The sequence below is a fragment of the Spirochaetota bacterium genome (assembly GCA_038043445.1).
Classification (GTDB): Bacteria; Spirochaetota; Brachyspiria; order Brachyspirales; family JACRPF01; genus JBBTBY01.
This window is the reverse complement of the sequence record JBBTBY010000165.1, coordinates 7,904-11,743: the sequence shown is the minus strand read 5'-3', so window position 1 is coordinate 11,743 and position 3,840 is coordinate 7,904. Positions and strand designations below refer to the sequence as shown.

At 56.8% G+C, this 3,840-nt stretch carries 3 protein-coding genes; 1 reads left to right on the top strand and 2 read right to left on the bottom strand.

The genetic code is table 11. The features are described from left to right. Window positions 1–63: 63 nt before the first annotated feature. On the bottom strand, window positions 64–933 hold the full coding sequence (locus AABZ39_20355) for a helix-turn-helix transcriptional regulator (protein MEK6797138.1): 870 nt from the start codon (window positions 931–933) through the stop codon (window positions 64–66). 132 nt (window positions 934–1,065) lie between these two features. Between AABZ39_20355 and glyS the strand changes: the two genes are divergently transcribed. Further along, a complete protein-coding gene (gene glyS, locus AABZ39_20350; GenBank protein MEK6797137.1) occupies window positions 1,066–3,171 on the top strand; it encodes a glycine--tRNA ligase subunit beta in 2,106 nt (701 codons plus the stop codon). A 28-nt stretch (window positions 3,172–3,199) separates the two neighbouring features. Here glyS and AABZ39_20345 read toward each other — a convergent pair. Next, window positions 3,200–3,840 (bottom strand): hypothetical protein (locus AABZ39_20345; GenBank protein MEK6797136.1); only part of this gene is annotated, 641 nt, incomplete at its 5' end.

Sequence of the window (3,840 nt, the reverse complement as noted above, 5' to 3'; positions counted from 1 at the left end):
AATTATTCTATCGGTGAATTCCCCTTGATTTTCGCGGGGGTGGGAGTTTTCAAGGCCGCTGGACTAGTGATGCTTTGCCGAAGCCGCGATGAACTGCGCTCGTGTGCGCATGCCCGTCTTTTTATAAATGCTTTTCATGTGCGTCTTTACGGTGAATATGGATATCGAGAACAGGGCGGCGATGTCGGCGTTCGTACGCCCCTCGCCGGCAAGCAGGGCTATCTGCCGCTCCCGATCGCTCAATCCATTGAGCGTCAACGGCATCTTCGTCCTGAGGCCATGGTCGCGCGCCAGTATCAGGAACAGCGCTACGATGTTGTACACATTCCATGCGAGAAAATAGAACGCCAAACCGAGCGGATATGAGGGCTTTTGCGACGCAAGGGTAAAAAGCGAATAGACGACATTGGCGGCTATCGCGGCAGCATTGAGCATGAGGGCGATGCGTATGAACGGTTTGAGCGTGTCCGGTATCGAGGAGAACGATACGGCAGCGCGAATGATGCCGTAGAGGATGAGCGTGAGCAGAAGGAGGACGCTCGCTTCGTTGCGGCCGGTCTTGGCAAGTGCCTCCATAACAGTGACCGTGCTCAAGACTGCGGCGAAAAGAACGACGGTGATGCGCTCGATGACAGGTATCCGCTTTCGTATGAGCGCGGACAGGCAGCGGGGAAGGAGTACGGAGAACAAAAGCTGCGAGAGCACGACAAGGGAAATGCGTATCCACGGCATGGATCCCATCACCCGCGGAGCGAAGGGGACGTTCTGCACGTAATGATACATGGCGTCGGCTGCGGTAAGTATCGTAAGCGATGCTATGAGCGCGGCATAGGAGCCGAGCGTTCGTTCACGCAGCTGATACGAGAATATCGCGTATGCTGCAATGGCGGTGAACCCCGCCCCGGCGCACAGCAGATAAATGAGAAGTATCATTGACAGCACACCACCAACGGACCGTTATCCCATGCGTTCATTGTACAGAAACCATAGTGATTGTCAAGGAACGGGCTCGGTCTTGACAATACCGTGCACGGATTATAGTATGCCTGTCGTGAGGAAACACCAGTGAAAGACCTTATCATCGAGATACTGACCGAGGAAATACCGCATACGTTCATACCGAATGCGGAGAAAAGCCTTGCCGAGGCCGCGAAGGGTATCTTCTCCGAGGAAAAGCTTTCTTATCAACGGTTGACATCGTTCTCGACGCCGCGGCGGCTTGCGCTCCTCGTCGAGGGGCTCATTGAAAAGCAGGACGATATCTCGCAGGAGCAGAAGGGGCCGCTTGTCGACATCGCCTTCAAGGACGGTACGCTCACGAAAGCGGGCGAGGGCTTTTTCCGGGCGAACGGCATAACGGCGCTTGCACGGGAGAAGATCGGGACAACAGCGTCCGCGGGCGCACCGTTCATCAAGGATATTTCCGGGAAACAGTATCTGATGGTCCGCAGGGAGAAAAAGGGGCTTCCCACCACGGATGTCATAGCGGCGAATTTCCTGCCGCTGCTCGCGAAGATACATTTTCCCAAGCGCATGCGCTGGGGGAACGGCGATTTTTCGTTCGTCCGCCCGATACGCGGCATACTCTGCATGTTCGGCAAGGATGTCATACCGGTATCGGCGGGTGGAATATCTTCATCGAACAACGTCACCGGGCACAGGCTGTTATCTCCCGCGAAAGAGGCGCTCGGTGCGCCTCTGGAGTATGAACCGCTCCTCAAAAAAAAGAACGTCATCGTACGAGCATCATCGCGCCGCTCGGCGATACTTGAAGCGCTCGCCGCGATCGAATCAAAACACGGACTGGCAGCGGTCGAGAAAGAGCGCGTGGCCGATATGACGGTGAACCTCGTCGAATGGCCCGTGCTCATTGCCGCGGAATTCGATGCCTCGTTCCTCGCGGTACCGGAAGAAGTGCTCATCTCCGAGATGATAGAGCATCAGATGTATTTTCCGATGCGCGACAAGAGCGGGAAACTGACGACAACGTTCGTCATCACCGCCAATCAGCCCGAGACGAAGCATATCGCCGGCGGGAACATCCGCGTGATCACCGCACGGCTTACCGACGGGGCGTTCCTCTATCGGGAGGATGTGAAACGCGGGCTTGCCGCGATGCGCGAGGGATTATCGACGCTCCTCTTCCGAAAAGAGCTCGGCTCAGTGGCGGTGAAGGTCGCCCGTATGCTCGCACATGCGGATGCCGTCGTACCCATGCTTTCGCTTGAAAAGGAAAAGGATATCATTCGGGAAACCGTCTCTTTCATGAAGGCGGACCTCGTGAGTTCCATGGTGTACGAATTCCCGCATCTGCAGGGCATCATGGGCGGCTACTTCGCACGTGCGGGGAAATTCCCGAACGCGGTGACCGATGCCATTACCGAGCATTATCGCCCGCTCGGGTCCGGCGACTCGCTTCCTGCCACAACTGCGGGCCGCATCGCTTCCCTTGTCGACAAAATGGACAATATCATATCCGGCTTCTGGGTGGGCGATATCCCCACCGGATCCCAGGACCCCAATGCGCTCCGCCGTCAGGCGCTCGGGGTGCTTCGTATCGTGCTTGAGGCGAAATGGCGTTTCGATCTCCCCGCACTCGTTCGTGCCTGTACCGCGAATTTCGATGCATCCGCACGCAAGGGCACGGTCGATGAGATAGTGTCCGCAGTGGCCGATTTCATACGTACGCGTTTCGAGGTCTATCTCGGCGAGTCCTGTTCCTACGACGCCGTCCGCGGTGTGCTCTCCCTCGGGCTTACCGATATATTCGACAGCGCGAGCACGGTAGCGGCCATCGATGAATTCCGAAAAAGCAATGAATCGTCGTTCAATGATCTGTTGACGGTGTTCAAGCGTGTGTCGAAGATCATCGGTACGAGTATCGATGTCGTTGTCGATGAAAAACTTCTATCGCATGAAAGCGAACACGCCCTCTATCGCGGTTACACCGAAAAGCGATCAGCGCTTCTGCCGCTTCTTGCGGCGCACGATCACACAAAAGCCTTCGCGCTCCTTGCCGCACTCGCACCGGCGCTTGACCGGTTTTTCACCGACGTGCTCGTCATGGACAAGGATGAAGCGGTCAAGAAGAACCGCATCGCGCTCCTTGCCGCCATCGACGCCCTGTTCAGGACAATGCTCGATTTCCGCGTCATCGTCGCAAAGAAATAAATACTCGTGGAGACCTCGAGGTGCCCGATCATTGGGTCGAGTTGAGCGGTATGCTGTCCTTTATACCGATGGACGGGTATGCCTTCAACGCGATCGAGAATCCCACCGATTTATCCCAGTAAATACCCTTGACCGAGCCGCTGATCGGCAGCGGGAGCGGACGGGCGCTGAAGCTTACGCCGTACTCCCAGCCGTCCGCTTCATGCGTGAGGCTGAGATCGACGCTCTGCAGTTTGAAATTCGAGATGCGCCGCCGTGCCAGATCGAAGCTGAATGCATTGGCGAGATCGACGAAGATGTTGCTCGTGTCGATGCCGCGTGCGGCCGCGAAGGCGGCGTAGTCGGGGACATATGCATAGAGGCTCTGATTGGCCGACGCGGCGCTCGCGGTGAACGTGATGAAATCAGGGATGACGATGCGAAACGTTATCCTGCCGACGAAGGAGCTGGCTATCATGCTGACGCGATTGTAGTTGACCGATCCGTTGAGCACGAGTTCGAAGACACGGCGATCGCCCGGATACGGGGCGAAGTACGGGGAGAATATCGTGAAGAGATCGCGCAGGGGCAGGGGCACGTTCATGGAGAGCGTGTACATGTCGGCCGTAAGGGCCCCGGCAAGCAGATTGTACCCGCCCGCGTACGAAAGCGTCGCTATCGGATGTGTTA

Excerpts from the sequence above, each read along its gene's own strand:
- AABZ39_20355 (MEK6797138.1), bottom strand. The coding sequence starts at position 933 with ATGATACTTCTCATTTATCTGCTGTGCGCCGGGGCGGGGTTCACCGCC.